At 69.5% G+C, this 21,289-nt stretch carries 10 protein-coding genes; 6 read left to right on the forward strand and 4 right to left on the reverse strand.

What is annotated here, in order from left to right; all coding sequences use genetic code 11:
• Positions 1-51 precede the first annotated feature (51 nt).
• Entirely contained in the window at positions 52-495 is a 444-nt protein-coding gene (locus ACFVYA_RS30045; protein WP_387049747.1) for a pyridoxamine 5'-phosphate oxidase family protein, read from the reverse strand.
• A gap of 261 nt (positions 496-756) precedes the next feature.
• Positions 757-2,712: an NPCBM/NEW2 domain-containing protein gene (locus tag ACFVYA_RS30050; RefSeq protein WP_387049749.1), complete on the reverse strand. Its 1,956-nt coding sequence runs from the start codon at positions 2,710-2,712 to the stop codon at positions 757-759.
• 523 nt (positions 2,713-3,235) lie between these two features.
• Here ACFVYA_RS30050 and ACFVYA_RS30055 point away from each other — a divergent pair.
• The 3 genes from ACFVYA_RS30055 (at position 3,236) to ACFVYA_RS30065 (ending at position 4,754) form a co-directional block, all read left to right on the forward strand.
• Entirely contained in the window at positions 3,236-3,466 is a 231-nt protein-coding gene (locus ACFVYA_RS30055; RefSeq protein WP_387049750.1) for a hypothetical protein, read from the forward strand.
• A gap of 45 nt (positions 3,467-3,511) precedes the next feature.
• Positions 3,512-4,330, forward strand: coding sequence for a DUF427 domain-containing protein (locus ACFVYA_RS30060; protein ID WP_387049752.1), 819 nt, complete (start codon positions 3,512-3,514; stop codon positions 4,328-4,330).
• 238 nt (positions 4,331-4,568) lie between these two features.
• Positions 4,569-4,754, forward strand: coding sequence for a hypothetical protein (locus ACFVYA_RS30065; protein WP_387049753.1), 186 nt, complete (start codon positions 4,569-4,571; stop codon positions 4,752-4,754).
• 1,070 nt (positions 4,755-5,824) lie between these two features.
• Here the strand turns inward: ACFVYA_RS30065 and ACFVYA_RS30070 are convergent.
• A complete protein-coding gene (locus tag ACFVYA_RS30070) occupies positions 5,825-8,713 on the reverse strand; it encodes a BTAD domain-containing putative transcriptional regulator (RefSeq protein ID WP_387049755.1) in 2,889 nt (962 codons plus the stop codon).
• A gap of 230 nt (positions 8,714-8,943) precedes the next feature.
• On the opposite strand from ACFVYA_RS30070, the gene ACFVYA_RS30075 reads away from it, so the two are divergent.
• From ACFVYA_RS30075 to ACFVYA_RS30085, 3 genes are read left to right on the forward strand one after another with little or no spacing between them, the layout of a single operon-like run.
• On the forward strand, positions 8,944-18,153 hold the full coding sequence (locus ACFVYA_RS30075) for an RHS repeat-associated core domain-containing protein (protein WP_387049756.1): 9,210 nt from the start codon (positions 8,944-8,946) through the stop codon (positions 18,151-18,153).
• 33 nt (positions 18,154-18,186) lie between these two features.
• Positions 18,187-20,439, forward strand: coding sequence for a hypothetical protein (locus ACFVYA_RS30080; RefSeq protein WP_387049758.1), 2,253 nt, complete (start codon positions 18,187-18,189; stop codon positions 20,437-20,439).
• A 3-nt stretch (positions 20,440-20,442) separates the two neighbouring features.
• Entirely contained in the window at positions 20,443-20,694 is a 252-nt protein-coding gene (locus ACFVYA_RS30085) for a hypothetical protein (RefSeq protein ID WP_387049760.1), read from the forward strand.
• 131 nt (positions 20,695-20,825) lie between these two features.
• Here the strand turns inward: ACFVYA_RS30085 and ACFVYA_RS30090 are convergent, their stop codons facing one another.
• Positions 20,826-21,248 (reverse strand): MarR family winged helix-turn-helix transcriptional regulator, encoded by a 423-nt coding sequence (locus tag ACFVYA_RS30090; RefSeq protein WP_387049761.1) that lies wholly within the window; start codon positions 21,246-21,248, stop codon positions 20,826-20,828.
• Positions 21,249-21,289 lie beyond the last annotated feature (41 nt).

The raw sequence follows: 21,289 nt of genomic DNA on the forward strand, positions 1-21,289 counted from the left end.
GGCCCAGTAGGAAGATGCTTCCCGCAGTTGCTATCCAAATCGCTCGTCTCGTCACAAATCGCAAGTATGCTCCCCCTGTTGGGCGTTGCGAAACCGGCCAACCGGGGACATGTGGTCATTGCTGTCGGTGCGTCTGTGCGGTCGGATCGCCGAGGGTTGCAGCGGACGCTGCGGCGAGCAGCTGCCTCGTCCATTCGGCGTGCTGTTCGACGCTGGTGACGAGATCGGGCAGCAGCACTCGGCGATCACGTCGAGGGCGTCGTCCCAGGCGTTGCGGCCCGTGGTCAGCACGATGTTCGGGTTCGCCGTGAGGTTGAGGTACTTCTGTTCGGTGGCGCCGGTGCTGAAGTGGATCGCCCCGTCCAGCCACACCGCGACCAGCGGTGTCACGTGTGGTCGGCCGTCGGCACGGACGGTCGTGAGCCAGCTGATCTGGGCTTCTTCCGGCGCCCGCGTGGTTTCGGCCCAGCTGGTGGCCTTGGTGCCGGGACTCAACGGCGCTACTTCTTCTGGAGGCGGGTACGGCAACGGCACAGGCTGGGGTGCTTGCGATCCGCCTCGGCGCCCGCCGCGCCGGGCGTCCCGGCCGGCTCGCGCCTGACCGTCACCGTGCACTACCGGCCCGGGTGTGTGGCAGCGGATCCTGACCGCGTTGCAGGCCGTGGCCGACCGGCCGGTGGCCCGCCCGGGAACCGTACGGTAAGGGTGCTGGCGGACAAGGCTTACACCTCGAAGGCAACCGGGCGGCTGCCGGCCTCAGCAGGTGATCGTGGCGTTCGCCCAGTCGGCGTGATCGTTGGTGTTGCCGTCGCCGGCGTCGGTCACCGACAGTTCCAGCACCTGGACGCCGGTCAGCTGCGCGGACAGCGCCTGTGCCTTGTCTCCGGGGTGCATGACGCCCGTCGCGGCGAGTTCCTTGCCGTCACCGAGGATGCGGAACCCCACGCTGCCACCGGAGTTCTCGTCGTCCATCCCGACCAGGGCGCCGACGGACGCGCAGGATGCGCCGACGTAGACCCGCACGCTCGAGGGGGCGTGGGCACCGATGCCGTCGTCGTAGCCGACCCCGGCGATGGCGATCCGGTGGCCGTCACCAGGCCGGCTCTCGCCGTTGCTCGTGCCGCGTTCGACCGGGCCCCAGCCGTTGTCGGACGACATCCACGGGGCCTTTGACAACGCCGTCGTGCCTGACGACGGGCGGGAGACGAGCGGTGACGTGCCTTCCGAGCCCAAGGCGCGCTTGCCCCACGTGGTGAAGTAGTCGGCTTTGGCCGCCAGCCTGACGCGCTCGCCACCCGGCGCCACCGGCTTGAACGTGATCTGCTGCTGCCACGACTTCCCCGGGGGTACGGCCGGAACCGTGAACGTGCCGGGGCCGTCGAGCTGCCAGCCCACGGGCGTCGCGACGGCGGCCCTGAGCTGGGTGATCGGCGTGCTGCCGTCGTTGGTGACCTGAAGGGTGGTGGTCAGCGGGCGGTCGGCGGGCACGTAGTCCGGCGCCGGCAGGGCCAGCGTCGTCATCGGCGCGGCCGACGGGTGCGTCGACGGCCAGACCCGGAAGACGGACGAGTCGTGGGACGCGACGGCGTCGCGCAGGGTGCCCGCGGTTTCGGTTTCCGTGCCGGTCCAGAGGTCGCGGACCCGGAAGGTGTGGCCCTCGAGACCGAGTTCCGCCGCCGTGGTGCTGATGGTCGTGCTCGCCGACCCACGGTTGAAGAGCACTACCGCGGCCGATCCATCGGACATCGGCTTCGCCCAGACCTCGGTGTCGCCGTCGTCGCGGAGCTTGTGGCCCTGTGTGCCGGCCCAGTCCTGGTCCAGCGCGATGACGTCCTTGTTCTCGAGGATCGCCTTGGTGGCGGGCGACATCGCGGGCAGGTCGTTCCCGGCCAGCAGCGGCGCGTTCAGGAGCGCCCACAGCGCGAAGTGCGACCGGTACTCGGTGTCGGTCATGCCGCCGTTGCCGACTTCGAGCATGTCCGGGTCGTTCCAGCCGCCGGGGCCCGCGAACTTTTCCAGGCCGACCTGCTGGTCGAGGATGCCGGTCATGCTGCCCCAGTTGTCGCTGATGTCGCCGGTGGTGCGCCACAGCTGCGCACCGGCGTCGAGCCCCCAGGTCCACGGCTTGTTCTCGCCCCATTCGCAGAGGGCGTAGATCATCGGGCGGCCGGTCTTCTTGATCGCGTCGCCCATCTTCGTGTAGCGCTCGATCGCAGGTCGACCCTGGTTGTTGCAATTGTCGTACTTGAGATAGTCGACGCCCCAATCGGCGAAGGACTGCGCGTCCGCCTCCTCGTGGTCGAGCGCGCCGGGCATGGTCTTCTGGCAGGTCAGTGTGCCGGCGCTGGTGTAGATGCCGAGCTTCAAGCCGAGCCCGTGGACGTAGTCGGCGAGGGTCTTGATGCCGTGTGGGAAGCGTTCGTGGCTGGGTTCGAGCTTGCCCTCGGCCGTGCGATTCTGTTCCGCCCAGCAGTCGTCGATGTTGATGTACTGGTAGCCCGCGTCCTTCATACCGGACGACACCAGTGCGTCGGCGGCACCGCGGACGAGGTCCTCGTTGATGTCGCAGCCGAACCTGTTCCAGCTGTTCCAGCCCATCGGCGGCCGTTCGCCGACGCGCTGGGCAGCGAAGTAACCCGGCTCCGCGGCTGCGGCGGGGACGGCTTCGGCGACCGTGACCACCGAGGTGCAGGCGGCTATCGTGACGGCCATTCCAACAAGACGACGCACGAGTACCTCCAGGAGCCGCGCAACTTTGCGCAGACTCACTCAACAATCAACATGACGGAGCGACAGGCGTCTACGTCCGTTAGTAGGTAATCCATTGCGTGGCCCCTCGCGGCACAGATCTCTCGCCACGGGTCGATGCGGGCGGTGGCCGATGTGCTCGGCACCACCACGTAGACGGTCTCGCAGCAGATCGCCGTGCCGGCCTATGAGGCCGGTGCGCCGCTGCTCGAACCAGACGGCCGACGCGTGCGCCTGACGCCGGCCGCGCGACGGCTGGCCGAGCACGCTGCGGGCCTGGACTCCGAACTGACCGAGGCGCTGGTCCGCACCCCCCGGGTTCTGCACCCGCGCGGACGTGTCGGACGACCTGCGCACGCTGCACGGCCGGCCCCGCCGTTCGGGAAGCTCGTTCGCGCCGGACATGTGCAGCTGCCGGACTGCTTGGCGGCTGCTCAACCCTTCCGGGGCAGTACGGAGATGACGAATTGGGTAGAAGTCTGATTCGGTGACCGGGATCGGCTGGTGGGTCCGCAGACAACAGTTCGACCACCACGCCCCGGACGCCGCGCTGGACGCGATCGACGCCGCTGTGCGGCGGATCGAGCAGGCAGTTTCCGCCGAACACCGGGAACTCCCGGCGCTCTGCGAGCCCGCGAGCGGGAGACGGCGTTCGAGCTGTTCGCCGCGCAACGCCGGCACGCATTCGACATCCTCCGCGACGACGACCGCGGGTTAACGAGCCGGTGTTGACGGCGTGCCGACCGGCGCGGATCGTGGACCCGTGGCGACACGCATGGGAGCGCGGTTCACCGGAAACCTGGCCGAGCTGCGGTACGAACCGGTGGCCAAGCGGGTACGGGCGGTCGCGAGTGGACGGACGTTCGCCGACTCGCGGCGGGCCGTGCTGGTCTGGGAACAGAAACGGGTGGTGCCCTCGTACGCCTTCGCCCTGTCGGACCTCCGCGCGACGCCGACCCCGGCGGACGACACACCGGCGGCGGAGAACCCGGTGCAGCTGGCCGAGGGGGGCCCGCCGGTCCTCGACCCGCGAACCGCGTTCGCCATGCACACCTGCCCCGGTCGGCCGCAGACCCTGGCCGTGGACGGCGTGACCCTGCCGGGCGCGGGCTTCCGGCCCGACGATCCCGACCTCGGGGAGCATGTCATCCTCGACTTCGCCGCCTTCGACGAGTGGCTCGAGGAGGCCGAACCGATCGTCGGCCACCCGCGTGACCCGTTCTCACGCATCGACATCCGGCGCAGCGACAGCCGGGTGCAGGTCGAGGTCGACGGTACGGTGGTGGCCGACTCGGCCGCGCCCCGCCTGCTGTTCGAGACGGGGATCACGCCTCGCTACTACCTGCCGCGCGAAGACGTCCGGATGGACCTGCTCACGCCGTCGGACACGCGCACCACGTGCGCCTACAAGGGACACGCGACCTACTGGTCGGTGGGCGGGTACCGCGATCTCGCCTGGACCTCCGACGAGCCGCTGTCCGACGCGCGAGACATCGCCGGGCACATCGCCTTCCTCACCGAACGCGTCGACGTCGTCTTGGACGGCGAGCGGTTGCCGCGGCCGGTCACGCCGTGGTCATAGCACCAAGCTGGCCGGGCCCACGTGCGGGGGTTCAAGTCCCCCCCTCGGACACATACTCGGGGCAAACCTGCCCCATCTGACGTATCAGTGCCCGAACGCACTTCAACACGCTGATCCAGCGCCTTCTCGGCTAGCCCGTCACATCCTGTCGGGGTGGTCGTTGTGACCGGCGCCGTGATCAAGCCGCTGGTCCTTCCGGCTCTTCCTCGTCCGTCCTGACGCACGCGGTGTCTTCAGCGTGACCAACCAGGGGCACCTTCGGCTTCCCGCTGCCGCCCGGCACTGCCGTGGCCTGATTCCCGGGGACCGTGTCCTGCTGGCCGCCGATCCCCGGCAGGACGTGCTGATCGTGCACCCGCCTGCCGTGCTCGGCGACGTGCTCGACCCACGCCATGCCGAGCTGCTCGGCGGTGATCTCGGATGACCGCGCAGACACCGCCGTCGGCGGCGAGTGCTGCTGAGCTGGACGCGGCGCGGCTGCTGCTGGCCCGGATGAGCGTCTCGGCCGCAGACCTGATCGCTGCGCCTGTCAGCCGTCCGCCGGTGCCGACGTTCGTGGAGTACATCTCGACCGTCTCGGCGGCCGTCACCGATGGCACCCGCCGCCTGTATGGCTCCTACTGGAACCGCATCGCCGAGCACTGGGGCGATCGCCATCTCGACGAGCCGACCCCGTCGGAGATCAAGCAGCTGGTGGAGTACGTGAAGGTCAACGTCGTAGCCCGGCGCAACGCCCGCGGCGGCCGCAGCGCCGGCGCGGCCGACAACCCGGCCCGCAAGGTCGCCAAACCCCGCCGCCTGCTCTCCACCCGGCGCGCGGTGGCCGATACCCGCCTGGCCGAGATCAACCGGACCGCCGCATCGACCGGCAACGATCCGGCGCTGGACAGTCTGCTGCTGCGGCTGCACACCGAGACCGCCTGCCGCCGAGGTGGCGCACTCGCGTTCCGGCCGCAAGATCACCTGCAGTGGGTGGCCACGCAGCAAATCTCCACCCACTGGCTGCGCCACACCACGTTGACCTGGGTGGAACGCAACTTCGGCTACGCCGTAGCCCGCGCCTACGCAGGACACGCCGACTCAGCCGGCGACGCCGGAATCACAACCACGTACGTGCGGGCCAGCGTCCAGGAAGTCGCCGCCGCGCTGGCCGCGCTCACCGGAGAAAACATCCAGGCCACGGCTGGGCTCCCGAGCTGTGGCACAGGACCGGGGAGCGTCGCTCTGTCGCGGTATGGACGGCGGGGCAGACCGCGAGGTCCTTCGAGCACTTCCTTGGCCACCCGCTCAGTGCAAACAGCCGGGCCGGCAGGCGCCGAATTGGATCGAGAGGCCGGTACACACGACCGTGGTCGGCGGATTCTTCGGAGGTGGGGGACGGAGGAGGACCAGCCAGGCAGTCCCGAGGTGCTCTGCATCGATCGGGTTGGTGAGGTCTGCTGGAGCAGGTCGACAGCGCGTTCCCGTGGTGACGAGCTGTCGCACGTGCCGAGGTCAGCTTCGACCGAGCTGGAGCTGTTGGAGCTGGGCCGCGACCGCGATGGCGGGCTCGTGCTTGCCGAATGCCAGCCACAGTCGAAGTGCCCGGCTCAAGTGTGTCCGCGCTGCCACCGGGTCCTCGTACCCGATGTCCAGTTCGCCGAGCAGTTGCCAGCAGCTGGCTTCGCCCATCCGATCCCCGTCGCGCTCGAACACCTTGGCCGCGCGGGTCAGTACCTCGGCCGTCCGCGCGCTGTCCCGGCGCCCCGCGTGCACCCGGCCCATGCGCAACAAGGTGTACGCAACGCATCGTTCGTCGTGCAGGTCGTCGAATATGTCATGAGCCGTCTGCAGGCATTCCAGTGCTTCGCCGGAATCCTCATACAGCCGGCTCATCTCCCGGAGCACAACGGCTTCCCGGTGAACGTCGCCCAGCTTGCGCGACAGCGACAGCGCTTCGTCGAACCAGGCCCGGGCATCGGCGGTCCGGCCCTGTGCCAGGTGAATTCTCGCGATGCCGTTGCGCAGCTGGGCCTCGATGTGCTGGTCGCCGGTGGCGATCACCAGATCCAGTGCCCTGATCGCCTGGTCGAGCGCATGCTCGTAACGGCCGTGCGCGCGCTCGATCGTGGCGAGGGCCGCCGTCGCGAGTGCTTCGCCGCGCCGGTCGCCGGCTTGCCGGTAGAGCGCGAGTGACCGGTGCAGGTTGGGTGTCGCGCTGTCGAACTGGTCGCGGTAGATCTGTACCTGCGCGAGATCGTTCAACAGCACCGCTTCGCCGCGTCCGTTCCCGGCTTCGCGCACGGTGCCCAGCGCGATTTCGTGGCCGCGCAGCCAGTCCTGATGCAGGCTCCTGAGGTCGTAGTACGGCACCATGGCGACTGCCAGTTCCCAGGCCGCCTCGTGCAGGCCCCAGTCGGCGGCCAGCGCGACCGCGTCGAGCACGGTGGCACGCTCGGCCTCGAACCAGCCCAGGGGGTCGCCGGCGGCCCGCCGCCGGACGTCCGCGGGCCCGAGGCGCCGCGGTGCCGTGCCGGGAGTCGGCCGGAACAGGCTGGGTGGCAGGTGCCCGGCCGCGTGTTCGGCGAGGTCCAGCCATGTCGCGAGCAGGTGCGCTACGGCCGCCTGTCGCGTCGGCAGGGGATACGAGGCCGCCGTTTCCGCGGCGTAGTCGCGCAAAAGGCCCGGCAACCGGTAGCGGGGCTGGCCGGTCTCGTCGGTGCCGGAGATTTGGACCAGATTGGCGTCCAGCAGGAGGTCCATGACGGGGTCGGCATGGGCCCGGTCCAGCAGCGGGCCGAGCACCCAGGACGGTACCGGTCCGCAGAACAGGCCCAGCAGGGCGAAGCCCCGCACCGCGTCTGCGGGCAGGGACCGCAGGCTCAGCTCGAAGCTGGCCCGCACGCCGAGTTCGCCGACGCGCAACTCGTCGAGCCGCTGCGATTCGTCGTCCAGCCGTTCGGCAAGCACGCGCAACGGCCACTTCGGCCGTCCGGCCAGTTTGGCGCCGGAGATGCGGATCGCCAGCGGCAGGTTGCCGCAGGCCCGCAGGATCGCGTCCGCCTGCTCGGGTTCGGCTGCCACCCGGGATTCGCCCACGAGGGAGGTGAAGAGCTCGCGGGCCGTCGCGGGTTCGAACACGTCCAGTTCGACGTGCCGGGTGCCGGACAGGTCGCTGATCGGCCGGCGGGTAGTGATGATCACGGCACAGCTGCCGGTCGAGGGCAGTAAAGGCCGTACCTGACCGGCGCTGTCCGCATCGTCGAGCACGACCAGCATGCGTCTTCGGGCCAGTGTCGATCGGTACAGCGCTGCTCGCGCTCGCAGGTCGTCCGGAATCCACTCGCCACGGACGCCTACCGCGCCGAGCATATCGGCCAGCAGGTCAGCGGGATCCCGGGGCCGCGGTGACGTTCCCGCGAGGTCCAGGTAGAGCTGGCCGTCGGGAAAGCGCGTGGCCAGGGCGTGCGCGGCGTGCACCGCCAGGCTCGACTTGCCGACGCCCGGCGCGCCGGTCAGCACCACGACCGATGGCGGCCCGTCCTCCGAGCCGGAGGACACCGTGCCGGAGACTCGCGCCAGTTCTTCGGCGCGGCCGGCGAAGTCGGGGATGTCGGGCGGCAGTTGCCGCACCGGATCCACCCGGGAGACAGCCTCCGTCAGTGCCGGGTCGGCACGCACGATCTGCTCGTACCGGTGCCGGATGGACTGGCCGGGATCGACGCCGAGTTCTTCGGCCAGGAGCGTGCGCAACTCGAGGTACCCGGCCAGTGCGTCCGCCTGCCTGCCCTGCCGGTAGAGGGCAAGCATCTGAAGCTCACGCAATCGTTCCCGCAGCGGGTGGCGGGGGACGAAATCGGCCAGCCGCGACACCACCTCGGCGTGCTCGCCGAGCGCGAGCTGTGCCTCGGCCCAGTCCTCCAGCGCACCCGCCCGCGCCTCGGTCAGCCGGTCCGCTTCGGCCTGGACCATCGGTGTGACCGGGACGTCCTCGAACGGTGAGCCTCGCCAGAGCGCGAGCGCCGCGTCCAGGTGCCGCGTCGCCGTGCCGGCGTCGCCCGCGCGCAGCGCCGCCCGGCCCTGTTCGGCCAGGGCGGTGAACCGGCCGGCGTCGATATCCTCGAAACCGGCGCACAATCGGTAACCTGGTGAGCAGGTAACCAACAACTGATCGCGATCGGCCTTCAATAACCGCCGGAGCCGGGCCACGTAGCCGTAGATCTGATTGTCCACCGTTTTGGGTGGACGCTCACCCCACAGTTCGACGGCGATCCTGTCGGCCGAGACCACACGGTCCGGCTTGGCCAGCAGCACGGCCAGCAAGGTGCGCCATTTCGCCGCGCCGACGCGTCGCCACTCGCCGTCGTCGAGGAACTCGAGCGGGCCGAGAACCCGAAACCGCATGTTCCTCCTTGTCGGCATCACGCCACTTCAGCCGAATCTAAGCAACCCGGCGTACACGCCGAATACAGGTTGCCTACACATCCGGTTGTCACTGTCTGTCCCCGCAGGCGCATCGCGCCTGGTCAAGCTCGAAAAGCGGGGTATGCGGCCCTGCCGGCCAGGGAGGCATGGCGCGGATGGCGCGACGGAAATCACGTCGATTGCGGTTCCTGTGGCTGGGGTGGGGGGCAGTGTCGGCCCCGGCCAAGCTCGTCGCGCTGGGCCTCGTCGCCGTCCTGGTGGGCGGCGTCGCGGCCGACGGCCTCCTCGGGCTGCCCGCCGGCGGCGGGCTGGGGTACGCGCACGGGCCCGCGCAGCGCTGGGGATCGGCATCGTCGGCCGATGCGCGGACCACCGGCAATCCGTCACGCAACCACACGCTGCCGGACACGCTGCGCAGCCGCTACCCCGCGGTGAAGTGGCAGCAGAACGCGGGATCCGTCGGGACGCCGCCCGCTCCCGCGACGACGGGCTTCGACCCGGCGACCAGCCGTGAGCTCCCCGAAGCGCGGACCGCCAACGACCGGACCTATGCCAACACCGACGGCACCGAGACCACCGAGTTCTCCACCGTGCCGGTGAACTACCGCACGCCGCAGGGCTGGGCGCCGATCGACACCACGCTCACCGCCGACGGCGGCTCAGGCTGGCGAAACACCGCCGACTCCGCCGGGCTGCGCTTCGCGCCGACGTCGGCCGGTCAGTTCGCCACCATGACGACGGACGCCGGGCAGGTGTCCTTCGGTCTCGACGGCGCTTCGGCGGTCAACGGCACGGTGAGTGGCAGCGCGATCACCTATCCCGGGGTCCGGCCGCACGTGGACCTCAAGCTCGAGGCGAAGCCGGGCGGAGTCAAGGAAACCCTGGTCCTCGACTCGTCCGCGGCCCCGACTTCGTACGTCTTCCCGTTGCGGCTCGACGGCTTGACCCCGCACCTGGACCACGGCCAGGTACTGCTGGCCGACGCTTCCGGTGCCACGAAGGCGGTCATCCCGGCGGGGGACATGCTGGACGCGAGCGCGGCGCGGTCGGCCGGAGTCACCTACCGGCTCGTGACCTCCGGCGGCGGGCCGGCGCTCGAGGTCACGCTGGATGCCGGATGGCTCAGCGATCCGGCGCGGCACTACCCCGTCCAGGTCGACCCCACCGTGCAGCTGCCGGTGAACGGGGGAGCGGCCGACGACGCCATGTACGTCCAGGAAGGCGTCGGCTCGGCCAAGGGCGACCAGGACCTGCTCGTCGGTACCGTGAACGGGCACAATTCCGCGTCCTACATCAAGTTCTCGAGCCTGGTCGGCAAGCTCCAGTACCACACGATCTTCGGCGCGCAGCTCTGGCTGACCGAGTACAACTCGGACTCCTGCAAGCCGCGCGAGCTGAACGTGCACCCGGTGACCGGCTCGTGGTCCGGCGGTTCCGGCTACAGCTATCCGGGCCCGGCCGTGGGTGGTTCGCTGGCGAGCAAGTCGTTCGCGCACGGCTATATCGCGTTCGGCCACTCGTCATCGGACTGCCCGACCGCGGGCGAGACGATCAACCTCGGCACCGCCGGGCGCGATCTGGTGCAGCGCTGGGTCGACGGCACCCAGGCCAACTACGGCCTTTCGCTGCGCGGCTCGACGGACTCGTTGTCCGGCAAGTGGTTCACCGGTACCGCCACGGCCAACCCGCCGAAGCTGTACGTGACGCACAGCCCGTACAACGCGACGTACTCGATCCCGAACCCGGTGCCGAACCCGGCCGTGCTGCAGAACCAGGACGGCAAGATCAAGGTCGCGGTCACCAACAAGAGCGCAGCCGCGTGGGCGCCTGGCGACTACTACCTGGCCTACCGCGCCTACAACACCGCGACCGGCGCCTCGGTGACGCAGCAGCGTTCGGCCAACCTGACCTCGACGGTGGCCAGGGGCGGACGCGTGACGCTGGACGCGACCATCAAGGCCCTGCCACCGGGCAAGTACTTCCTCGACTTCACCATGGTCAAGACCGGCGGCCCGGTGTTCACCGACCACCAGGTGCCACCCGGGCGGCTGGTGTTGCAGGTCTTCGACATCCCGCCGGTCGTCCAGGAGCTGTATCCGCCCAACGGGTACCAGGCGCAGACCCTGACCCCGCAGCTGTGGGCGCGGGCACTGGACATCGACGCGCCGCCGGGTTCGTCGCTGCAGTTCAAGTTCCAGGTCTGCCTGCGCGACGACTCCGGAAACCCGGTCAACTGCACGGATTCGGGCTATCAGGCCAAGCAGGCGTGGACCGTGCCCGCCGGGACACTGAGCTGGACGAAGGCGTACATGTGGCGTGCGTACGTCAAGGACGCCAACAACGAGGTGAACTCGCCGTACTCGACGATCCTGACGTCGGTACCGCAGCCGGACATCACCTCGCATCTGGCCGGCGACCGGAAGCAGGCCTTCGACCCGGTGGTGGGCAACTACAGCACCGCGGCGGTCGACGCCACGATCGTGACGGTCGGGCCGCAGCTGAGCCTGTCGCGTACCTACAACAGCCTCGACCCGCGCCGTGACGGCTTGTTCGGCGCCGGCTGGTCGACGACCTACGACATGAAGCTGGTGCCGGACAACGACGGCTCCGGCAACGTCGTGGTGACCTATCCGGACGGTCAGCAGGTCCGCTTCGGCAAGAACGCCGACGGCAGCTACGCCGCGCCCGCCGGTCGTACCGCGTCGCTGACCGTGGACTCGACGTCCTGGAAGCTCCTGGACAAGTCCGGCACGACGTACCAGTTCTCGCTGGCCGGCCGCCTGAGCCGGATGACCGACAACGCGGGGCACGCCGTCATCCTGACCTACGACACCAACACCGGCAAGCTGTCCAAGGCACAGGTTTCCAACAGCGTGACCAACACCGCGGGGCGCGCGCTGAACTTCTTCTGGACCGGCAACCACGTCTCCTCGATCCAGACCGACGCGGTCAACGGTGCTCCGCTGAGTTGGGCGTACACCTACACCACCGACGCGCTGAAGACGGTGTGCGGACCGGGCTCGGCCTGCACGAACTACGACTACACGGCCGGATCGCATTACCGCAGTGCCGTGCTGGACTCGCATCCGGAGTCGTACTGGCGGCTCGGCGAACCCGACGGCGCCTCGGCGGGCAGCGAGGTCTCGGTCAACCTCGGCAAGGACGTCGGCACGTACGCCAACGTCACGCTCGGCACGGCCGGTCCGCTCGCCGGTTCGACGGACACCGCGGCGTCCTTCAACGGCACGACGTCCTCGGTGAACCTGCCGAAGGGCACGCTGAAGAAGAACCGTGACGCGGCGGTCGAGCTGTGGTTCAAGAACTCGCTGACCGGTTCCGGCGGCCCGCTGCTCGGCTACCAGGACAAGGCGCTGGGCACCGCGTCCACCACCGGCGTGCCGGTGCTGTACGTCGGCACGGACGGCAAGCTGCGTGGGCAGTTCGCCACCGGCAGCATCAACCCGATCACGTCGGCGACCGCGGTCAACGACGGCAAGTGGCATCAGGTCGTGCTGTCCTCGATGGGCACCACGCAGACCCTGTATCTGGACGGCGCGAAGGTCGCCGACCTGACCGGCCGGCAAATCGACGCCTCGCTGCTGACCTTCAACCAGGTTGGTGCCGCCTACGCCACCACGCCGGCGTCGTGGCCGTCATGGGGCACCGCGGCACAGCGGTCCTACACCGGCGCCATCGACGACGTGTCCGTCTACAGTGGACCGTTGGGCGCGGCGATCGTCTCCGCGCACTACAAGGCGGGCACCACCGCCGCCGACCAGCTGGCCAAGGTGACGCTGCCGAGCGGCAAGGTCGTCGCGTCGGTGACCTACGACGTCGTGCGCGACCGGGTCAAGGAATACACCGACCACAACGGCGGCACGTGGAAGCTCGGCACGCCGACGGTTTACGGCGGGGACACCGACCTGCGTCGCAGTGTGGAGGTGCTGGACCCGGCGAACCGGCCCAGCCTGTACGAGTACGACGCGATCGGCGGCTGGCTGCTGCGCCAGGGCAAGCCCCTCGGCATCGAGGCCCGCGGCGAGGACACGCCGGGCGAACCGGCCGAGACACCGCCGCCACCGGTCGAGAGCTGCACGCAGCCCGATCCGAACGATCCGGCGTTCTGCACCACCATTCCCGGCGACTCCGGCGGCCCGGTGTTCGTCCGCTACGACGCCGACGGCGTGAGCATCCGGACGTACGGCTACGACACCAACGGCAACCTCGCCACGGTCACCGACGAGAACGGCGACTCGACGTCCATGACGTACGACGCCCGTGGTGACGTCATTTCGACCACCACGTGCCGGGCGGTGAACGACTGCCAGACCTCGCGCACGACGTACCCGGCGACGATCGCCAACCAGTACGACCCGAAGTCGTACCTGCCGACCGAGTCCCGCGACGCCCGTTCGGCGAGCGCGACGGACAACACCTACCGGACCACGTACGCGTACCACTCGACCGGCCAACTGGCTACGCAGACGAGCCCGGACGGCAGCCAGATCGTGAACACCTACACCTCCGGCGCCGAAGCGGCGTTCGGCGGCGGCAGCGATCCGGCCGGGCTCCCGGCGACCACGACGGACGCACGCGGCAAGGTGACGCGGTACGCCTACTACGCCAACGGCGACCTGGCCCAGGTGACCGCGCCGTCCGGGCTGGTCACGCAGTACACGTACGACGCCATCGGCCGTACGACCACGAAGAAGGAGATTTCCGACAGCTTCCCGGGCGGGGTCGTCACGACCTACACCTATGACGGCTGGTCGCGCCCGGCGACGGTGACCGAGGCGGCGACGACCGACGCGGTGACCGGCGTCAAGCACCAGCAGCAGACGACGACCACCTACGACGCGGACGGCGACCCGACCCGCGTCCAGGTCGCGGACATCGGTGGTGGCGGCGACCCCGCCCGGGTCACCACGACCGACTACGACGAGCACGACCGGCCGATCCGGGTCACCGACCCCGACGGCAACGAAACCAGCTCCGGCTACGACCAGTTCGGCAACCTCACCTCGGTGACCGACCCGAACGGCAACCACTACGACTACGCCTACACCGCGCGCAACAGCGTCGCCGAGGTGCGGCTGCGGAACTGGCACAGCGATCCGGCGGGCGCACCGCCCACCGGCACCGGCGACTACCTGGTGCTGCAGGCCTACAGCTACGACTTCGCGGGGCGGCTGGCCAGTTCGACCGACGCGATGGGCAGGCGGACGGAGTACCAACGCTACGGCGACGGTCTGCTGCACCGCGCGGTGCTGAAGAACTTCCACAATGCCGACGGGTCCACAAAGGACTACGTGCTCGAGGACGACAGCTACGACGCCGCGGGCCACCTCACCAAGCAGGTGACCGGCAACGGCACGACGGTCACGCAGCACACGCCGGACCGCAACGGCCGTCCACTGTCCACGGTGGTCGATCCGGGTGGGCTCGCGCGCACGACCGGCTTCACCTACGACCCGGCCGGGAACGTCACCCATGTCGCGGTTTCCGGCAATGCGTCGAACGTGCCGTGGATCGTCTCGGCCACGCCCGCGACGACCGACTACACCTACGACGACGCCGGCAATCGCCTGACCACGACCACGACGGACGGCACCACGTCGCGCACCACGACGTACGCCTACGACCAGCGTGGCCTGCCGACCGCGGTGACCGACCCGCGCGGCAACGCGGCCGGTGCGGACAAGGCGGCGTTCACCTCGCACCTGAGCTATGACGAGCTGGGCCGCTCGATCGGTGTGACCGGACCGGTCCGGCCAGTCGAGTCCGGCGGGAACCCGGCAAGCCCGGTCGCGCCGACGACGAAGGTCGGCTACAACACCTTCGGCGAGAAGGTCGAGCTGACCGACGAGCTGAACAACACCACCCACGTGGCCTACGACAACGCGGGCCGGATGACCAGCCGGACCGCGCCGAGCTACCTGCCGCCGGGCGCGAGCCAGGCGCTCACGCCGACCACGCGGTACGAATACGACGCCAACGGCAACGTCACGACGGTCACCGATCCGCGCGGCAACGCCATCCGCGGCACCTATGATCAGCTCGACCGCACGGTTTCGGTCGACGCGCCGAGCGCGACCAACGACGACCGTGCCGTGACGTCGTACACCTACTCCCGTACGGGTGCCGTTCTGTCCATAGTGGATCCGACCGGCGCGCGGAGCGAGTCCACGTACGACGATCTGGACCGCCAGGCGACCGGAACGCAGGTCGAACGCCGTCCGGTGTCGGCGGCATACACCACGCTGATCCGCCACGACGACGCCGGCAACGTGGTCGGCCAGACCTCGCCGACCGGGGCCACGACGGTCAACGGCTACGACGCCGTCGGTGAGCTGACCACGACGACCGATCCGTCCGGCATCCCGGCCCAGTACGGGTACGACTTCGCGGGTCGCCAGGTCCGGGCAACCGACGGCCTTGGCCGCACTTCGCAGACCGGCTACGACCTGCTGGGCCAGGTGATCGCCTCGGCCGACCTCAAGCCGGACGGCACCACGCTGCGGACCTCGCACTACGGCTACGACCTGGCGGGCAACCGCACTTCGGTCACCGATGCCTTGCAGGCGACCAGGACGTTCGCGTACGACGCAGCGAACCAGCTGGTGAGCCAGGTCGAGCCGGTCGACGCCAAGACGAGTATCACCTCGTCGTTCGGCTACGACGCCGCGGGCAACATGACCCGCTTCACCGATGGGCGCGGAAACGCCACCACCACGACGTACAACAGCCTCGGCCTGGTCGAGTCCACGATCGAGCCGGCCACCGCGGCCCAGCCGAACGCCGTCGACCGAACCTGGACCACCAGCTTCGACGAGAACGGCAACGCGGTCCGCGACGTGGCACCGGGCGGGGTCGTCCAGCAGGTGACCTACGACGCGGCGAACCGGCCGACCGACGGCACCGCAACCGGCGCCGAGACGCCCACGACACCGCGCCACCTCGGCTACGACCTGGCCGGGCGCGCGGTCGGCACCAACGCGGGCGCGGGCATGAACTCCTACGTCTACAACGACCGCGGAAACCTGCTCGGCTCGACCGGTCCTTCCGGTACCGCAGCCTTCACCTACGACGGCGACGGCAACCAGACCAGCCGGGCCGACGCGGCAGGTACGACGAACTACGGCTACGTCAAGGCGCGGCTCGATTCGGTCACCGACGGGCTGACCGGGGTCAAGGAGCAGCTGGGCTACGACGGCGCGGGGAACGTCAAGACCGTCGGTTACGGTGCCGGGCGCGTGCGGACCTTCACCTACGACGACTTCGGCCGGGTCGGCACCGACATCCTGACCAACTCGGCGTCGCAGCAGGTCGCGAGCACGACGTACCACTACGACCTGAACAACCAGCTGTCCGACAAGACCACCGCGGGCACCGCGGGCGCGGGCGCGGTCAGCTACAAATACGACCAGTCCGGGCGGCTCACCAGCGACACCACCGGTGGCGTGACGACCGGGTACGAGTGGGATGCCGCCGGAAACCGGACCAAGGCCGGGTCGGCCACGGCCACCTACGACGAGCGCAACCGGCTGCTGACCGCGGGCGGCACCAGCTACACCTACACCGCGCGCGGCACGCTGGCTTCGCAGACCGGTTCCGGTGGTACCGCGCAATTCGGCTACGACGGCTTCGACCGGCTCACGTCCGCTCCCGGGCAGACCTACAGCTACGACGGGTTCGACCGGGTCGACAGCCGCAACGGCACCGCGTTCACCTATGCGGGACAAGACGACGACCCGGTGTCCGACGGCAGCGAGACCTATGCCCGTGGCTCCGGCGGCGAGCTGCTCGCGGTCCGCTCCGGCGGCAGCAACCGGCTGGCCCTGAGCGACCGGCACGACGACGTGGTCGGCGCGTTCGACCCGGCCGACACGGCGCTGAACGGACTGTCCGGATCGACGGCGTACGGCCCGTTCGGCCAGGTCATCGCGCATACCGGGACCACCGGCAACCTCGGCTACCAGGGCGATTGGACCGACCCCGGCACCGGCCGCGTCGACATGGGTGCGCGGTGGTACGACCCGGGCACGGGCTCGTTCGGCTCGCGCGACAGCGTGTCGTTGTCGCCGACCCCTTCCAGCAACGGAAACCGTTACCTGTACGGCAATGCCGACCCGGTGAACAGCACCGACCCGACCGGCCACTGGAGCATCAAGTTCGACCTGGTCGAGCAGGAACTCAAGATGCTCTACAACGTCGTGAAGCCGACCAGGATGGCGGACGACTCCTGCGAGGCCTACTACGGGATGTCCTGCGACGCCTTTTTCCGCAGTGCTCACAAAGAGTCGGTGCACGACATGTTCTGCGACACGCACCCATGGACCAGCCAGTGCGGTGGCGGCGGCCGGTCGCCGTACTCCTCGGGCGGCGGCGGTGGCGGCTCGCACGGCGGCGGTGGCGGTAACGGCGGCGGTGGCGGTGGCGGCGGGTCCTATGTGGACTGGGCAAAGAAGGCTGCCGAAGAAGCCGCCGAGGCCGCCTACCGGCGTGCCCTGCGCATCACCGAGGAAGCGCGTGACGCCGCGGAACACGCGGCCAAGACCGTGACGATCGCGGTGGGCGCGGCGGCGACCACGGCGGTGACGAACCTGCCGACGCTCGTTTCGTCCGCGCCGACGGCGGCCGCGGCGGTGGTGTCCACGGTGGAGAACGTGGTCACCGACACCAAGGCCCAGGCCAAGAACATCTACCAGGCGGCGGTCGACGCGGCCGGGGTGGTCGTCACCGTGGTGTCGGTGGCGTCGCAGGTCAACACCGAACCCGAGAACAAGACACAGAACAAGAGCAGGCAGGCCCGGGACTGCCGCCAGCAGTTCCCGGAACCGTTCTACTTCGAGCGGGACTCGTCCAACGGCGATCGCGCGGTCGGTGTGATCGCCTGCGTCACCAAAGCGGATCTCGGCGAAGGCACCGGCACCAGTTCGAAAATCAGGCCGCCCGGCTACCAGTGGGCAGGCACGTTCGTCAAGGCGATCGGCGGCGGGAGTCCCCGTTCGTGGGTCAACAACTGCCATTCGCTCGCTTCAGTGCTGGGCGGTAGTGGCACGGACCTGAGGAACCTGTCGACCTGCAGCCGCAGCACGAACGCCAACGTGGCCGACCCGGCCAACGACCGGGACCATTCGCCGAACATGCGCTGGTTCGAGGACAAGACCGAGAAAGAGCTGAAGACGGGCAAGGTCGATTACGTCCTCTACACGGTCATCCAGCACTACCACGGACCCCGCACGGTGCCCTACGAGTACGACATGGATGCCGAGGGCGCGAGCCTCGAAACGGGAAACACGTTCTCCCTGCACAAGCCCATCGAGAACAAGGTATGGAGCCCGAAATACCACAAATGGATGAACATGGGCGAGGGGATCAAGGACGGGAGACCGGTGCCCGTCGGAAGCACGCCGTAGCCACGAAATGGTAATCGCACAAGGAGAAAAGCAGTGCTCAGAAAGATGACAGTGGCACTGGCGGCGCTGGTCGCGCTCACCGCCGTGACCACGGCGCCGCACGCCCCCGCGGCGCACGCGGACGCGGCCGGGCACGGTGGCGACTACGTGCCGCTGCCGTCGACACCGGTGGTGCTCGACACCCGCAACGGCACCGGCGGGATCAGCACCGAGGTCGGCGCCGCCGCCACGGTGGACTTCCCCGTGCTGGGTGTCGGCGCCGTGCCCGCCACGGGTGTCGGCGCGGTGCTGGTCCGGGTGTCGCTGATCAAGCCGACCGTGGCCACCTGGGCCGAGCTGTGGCCGGACGGCGCCACCCGCCCGACCCTGACCATGGTCTCCGCGGCCGCCGGCGAGCAGATCTCGAACACGGCCGTGGTGAAGGTCGGCAGCAACGGCAAGCTGTCGCTGTACAACTCGGCAGGCAAGACCGACGTCACAGTCGAAGTGCAGGGCTACTACAAAGCGGAGCAGGGGACGACGGGTGGCGGGTTCTTCCCGGTGACGCACACCCGGGTGATCGACACCCGCAACGGGACGGGCACGTCGACCGGCAAGATCGCGGCGGGTGCCACGCGCACGGTGACCATCACCGGCAGCCTGGTGCCGGCGGGAGCGGCGGCGGCATCGGTGAACCTGACCGTGCCGGGCGCGACGGCCGCGGGCTGGCTGGCGGTGTCGCCTGCCGGCGGCACCGCGCGGCCGGTGTTCAACTACGAGACCGGCTCCACCCAGTCGGGTGCCGTGCTGAGCCTGCCGGCGAGCGGGCAGGTCACCTTCACCAACAAGGGCAGTGCCGCCGTCGACCTGATCGTCGCTGTGGACGGCTACTACTCGTCGAGTTCGACGCAGGGCGCCGGCTACCGGCAGGTGGCCGGCCGGGTGCTTGACACGCGTTCCGTCGGTGCCGGGCTGCCGATCGCCGCGAACGCCACGCTCGACATCCAGGTGGGCGGCACCAAGGGGCTGCCGACCCGTGGCATCGAAGGTGCGGCACTGAACCTGATCGTGGTGAGCCCGCAAAAGGCCGGGTATCTCAAGGCGTGGCCGGTCGGTACGACCGAACCATCGGTGTTGTCCGTCATGGACTTCGAGGCGGGGAACTGGCGTGACAACATGGTGGTGCTCAAGCCGGGCACGGACGGCAAGATCCGCGTCCGCAACACCAGCGCGGGCACCGTCCACCTGATCGCCGACCTGCAGGGCTGGTACGCCGACCCGCTGCCGGGCGTGCCGGTCGCGCAGAACACGCGGATCACGGCGATGCAGGCGGCTCCGGTCGCGGGCGCCACCGTCGGCACCCTCGAATACTCCTATGTGGACAATGCGGGCCGGGTCGTCTACGGCCACCAGTCCGATGTGGACAACTTCGGTTCGGTGCAGTGGACGGTGATCTCCGGGAACGAGGCGTTCTCCGGGCAGCCGACGCTCACCCAGCTGTCCGATGGCCGCATCCAGGTGGCGGCGCAGTACTCCGACAGCGACATCTGGACGGACAGCCAGACCACGGCGGGCGGGCCGGCGTGGAACGCGTGGTCCGACTTCGGCGGTTCCATGGCTTCGGCGCCGGTGACGTCGAAGCTCGCCGACGGGACCGTCGTGGAATTCGCCGTGGATGTCGACGGCAAGCTCTGGGCGTACGCGCAGTCCGGCTCCGTGCCGTTCTGGCGCAGCCTTGGTGACCAGAACCTGACCGCGACGCTGTCCGTGGTCCAGGTTCGCGACGGGGTGCGGGTGTTCGGCCTGAACGGCGCCGGCGCGCTGAAGACGATCGAGTACTACAACGACGGCAGCCTGTCGGCGTGGACCGATCTCGGCGGCTCCGGACTGTCCGGGCAGCCCGCGGTCGTCGTGCGCCCCGGCTACCTGCTGCAGGTGTTCGTCCGCGGCGCCGACGGCACGATCGTGTCGAAGCTGCAGAACGGCGACGGTTCCTGGCCCGCGGACTACACCGCGATCGGGAACTTCGTCTCGGCCGGTGCGCCCTCGGCGATCCTGGACCCGGCGCTGGGCCGCGTGGCGCTCGTCGTCCGCGGCACGGACAACGAGATCTACCACGTCTGGGAGACCGCGACCGGGAGCAACGCCTGGGGCGACTGGACGAAGACGATCGCGGCGACCGATCCGGCCGCGACGGATCCGGCCACGACGCCGTATGTGAACTCCAACGGGCAGTCCTGGCTGATCGCGTTCCGGAACACCAACGGGGCGGTGCGGTTCTACGACCGGCAGCTGCCGACCTCGTAACGCATGAAGTATCAGGTTCTCGGGCCGGTCGCCGCCATCCTGGGCGGCCGGCCCGTTCCCCTTGGCGGGCCGAAGCCGCGGGCCGTACTGGCCGCGTTGCTGTTGCAGGCCAACCAGGTCGTCTCCGAGCAGCGGTTGTACTCGCTGGTCTGGGGGACCGGCCAGGGCATCGACCGGGGCCTTCTTCGCGTCGAGGGCCGAGGGCCGGCGGCGGATGTTCATGGGCGCGCGAAGAGGTGGTACTCGCGGTCGTAGTGGACGAGACCGTTGAGCCAGCCTTCCTGCCGCTGCCCGGGTTCGTGACGACGCTCTGGAACATCGTGGCCGTCGGGCGCCGCCGAGAGCTCCTGCCGTCGGCACTGCTCCGGGGTGTGGCGGGCCGCCGGCTAAGCGGTCGGATCGGGCCCCAGCGCGATGGCCAGCAGGTCGCCCAGCGCGTCGACCTGGGCCGGTGACAGGTCCCGGAACGAGGACTCGACGACCTGGTCGACGAGCTCCTGCCCTTCAGCCCGCAGTCGCGCGCCCTTTTCGGTGAGCCGGTGCCGCACTGCCCGGCCCGGTCCCGGGACGCGTTCGATCAGGCCCCGCTCGGCCATCCGCGTCGCCAGCGAGCCGAAGGACTGGTCGGTTTGGAACGTCAGCACGGCCAGGTCGTGCAGCGACGCGTCCGGCTTGCGGTGCAGGTGGCGCAGGGTGTCCCACTGCACGAGGGAAAGGCCCAACGGCGCCAGCGCGCGGCTCAGTGCGCGGTGGTGCCGGTGCTGCAGACGCTTGACGGCCAGCGAGACTTCGCCCGGGTGGTACTTCATGGGCCTCACTGTAACTCACGAAAGACAGGTTGCTTACATCA

The sequence above is a fragment of the Amycolatopsis sp. NPDC058278 genome (genome assembly GCF_042881395.1).
Classification (GTDB): domain Bacteria; phylum Actinomycetota; class Actinomycetes; order Mycobacteriales; family Pseudonocardiaceae; genus Amycolatopsis.